Origin of the sequence: Baaleninema sp. (assembly GCF_049974805.1) — a bacterium.
Lineage (GTDB): Bacteria > Cyanobacteriota > Cyanobacteriia > Cyanobacteriales > Geitlerinemataceae > Baaleninema.
Genome location: NZ_JBNGCO010000074.1, coordinates 23971 through 26088, shown reverse-complemented (window position 1 = coordinate 26088; position 2118 = coordinate 23971). Strand labels below are relative to the sequence as shown.

Below are 2118 nucleotides of genomic sequence, written 5' to 3'. Positions count from 1 at the left end.
CTTTCCCGGTTTGGCGGTAGGCTTCAGTCGTCAGTTGCAGAGAACGGTTCCACACGAAACGACAGCAGCCAAAGGCTTTCGCCAGGGCAACTTCCTGCTCTTTCGTGGGATAAATTCTCAGCTTGACAACTTTCATTAGGCGAAACAAGCTTTGCACTAAGAGTAGCATAACAGATCGAACGGCTTGCTCGCAACCTTACCGCCGCGATTCATCTACGCTTCAATCGGAGATTAGAAACGTAGGATTCTCGCGGTTCAGGCTAAAGCGACGAGAAGGCTGCGATAGCGGGTCAGTTGTTTGGCGAGGTTGCGAGACATCATCGGGGTTTCTCCAGTTTCTGATGTTGATTGCTGTGTTGGATGTATCTGTATTATCCATATGGGTGGAAGCTGCTCCTTCCAGGTAGGGGGTTTAATGGAAGGGGTCAGATACGGAGAAGGAACGATGACGACGCTTTATGTGACGGAACCGGGGACGGTGGTGGGATATGGAAACGAGGCTTTGACGGTGAAGCGGGGGGAGGAGAAACGCCGCTGTCGGTTGGCGGAGTTGCGGTTGTTGGTGGTGTTACCGGGGGTGCAGTTGACGGGACAGGCGATCGCCGTGTTGCTCGATCGCGGGGTGGAAACGCTGTTTTTGCGGGGAGACGGGCGTTTTCGGGGACGGTTACAGGGACAGTTTCAGACGAATCCGACGTTGCGGTTGGCGCAGTATCGGGTGGTGGATACGACGTTCGGGATGGCGTTGGCGCAGATGTTGGTGTTGGGGAAGATTCGCAATCAACGGACGCTGTTACAGCGGCGAAATCGGGAAATGCGAGGACGGGTGGGGGGTTTGGCGGAGGCGGTGGAGACGATGGGGACGTATATACGACAGTTGCAGGGGTTGGAGTCGCCGTTGGATCGATCGCAGTTGATGGGGATTGAGGGGATTTGCGCCCGAACTTATTATCAGGCGTTGGCGCAGGTGTTGCCCCCTCGCTGGAATTTTTCGGGACGCAACCGCCGTCCGCCGCGCGATCCGGGAAATGCGCTGTTGAGTTGGGGATATGGGGTGTTGTTGTCGCGGGTATTTTCAGCCTGCGTTCAGGCGGGGTTCGATCCGTATTTGGGGTTTTTCCACGCCACGGAACCTTATCGTCCGAATTTGGTGTTGGACGTGATGGAGGAGTTTCGTCCTCTGGCGATCGATCGCACGGTTTGGGAGATTTTGGAGTCGGATTTGTTGGAGGCGTCGGATTTCGTTCCCTCGCCGGATGGAGAGGGGGTTTGGCTGGGACCCCAGGCGAAGAGGTTGTTTTTGACGCGGTTGGAACGTCGGTTTCAAACTCGGTTTTTGTACCCGCCGCAAAAGCGCCAGTTGACCTTGAGTCAGATTTTGTTGGAACAGGCGCGGTGGTTGGGACGCTGTTGTGTGGAGTTGCGATTGGATTATCAGGCGTTTACGGTGCGTTAGGAGGTGGGGAAGATGAGTCGCTTGTGGTTGGTGTGTTATGACGTGCGGTGCGATCGACGCCGGACGAAGTTGGCGAAGTTAATCGAGCAGCGGTGCGAGCGGGTTCAGTATTCGGTGTTCGAGTGTCCTTGCGATGAGGAGACGTTGGAACGGTTGTTGAAGCGGTGGTTGCGGGTGTTGGAGATACCGGAGGACAGTTTGCGGGTGTACCCGTTGGACGAACGGGCGAAACGGGAAACTCGGGTGTTTGGGTCGCCGCCCCCTTACGAACCGCCAGATTTTTTGATTTTGTAACTATTTTTAAAATGTCTCTATTGGGGGATGTACGAGCTAGGTTTTTGTTTGAACTGATAGTTTGATGTGTAACCTATTGTAAAGATAGGGTTAAAACTCGCGCAAAGTTTAAGTAATACTTAAACGGGAAGAGACAATGTAAAGTTTTGCAATTTTGTTGAAATAGGCTTGACAGCTTCTCGCGCTTTCGATAAATTTAGAATAATTCAATTTTCGAGAGTTTTTTCGGTTCGGCTGTTGAACCTTTTTGGGTTTGTAACGGATTGAAAACAGCTCTCGCGCCAACGAACCTTGAAAACCGCATAGCATCAGGTTTCCACAGGTATAGGGTTTTTTCTTACCTTCACCCCGCAAGGGGACGGAAACTC

Annotated in this window: 3 protein-coding genes; 2 read left to right on the top strand and 1 reads right to left on the bottom strand. The window is 52.8% G+C overall.

The window, feature by feature from the left end:
- Nucleotides 1-136, bottom strand: a 136-nt coding sequence (locus tag ACP5D4_RS14470; RefSeq protein ID WP_428012328.1) for a helix-turn-helix domain-containing protein, incomplete at its 3' end; no start/stop codon positions are given.
- Nucleotides 137-445: 309 nt separating this feature from the next.
- Between ACP5D4_RS14470 and cas1 the strand changes: the two genes are divergently transcribed.
- Entirely contained in the window at nucleotides 446-1456 is a 1011-nt protein-coding gene (gene cas1 / locus ACP5D4_RS14465) for a CRISPR-associated endonuclease Cas1 (RefSeq protein ID WP_428012327.1), read from the top strand.
- A 12-nt stretch (nucleotides 1457-1468) separates the two neighbouring features.
- Nucleotides 1469-1750, top strand: a complete 282-nt coding sequence (gene cas2, locus ACP5D4_RS14460) for a CRISPR-associated endonuclease Cas2 (protein ID WP_428012326.1) — start codon at nucleotides 1469-1471, stop codon at nucleotides 1748-1750.
- The last annotated feature ends 368 nt before the right edge of the window (nucleotides 1751-2118 follow it).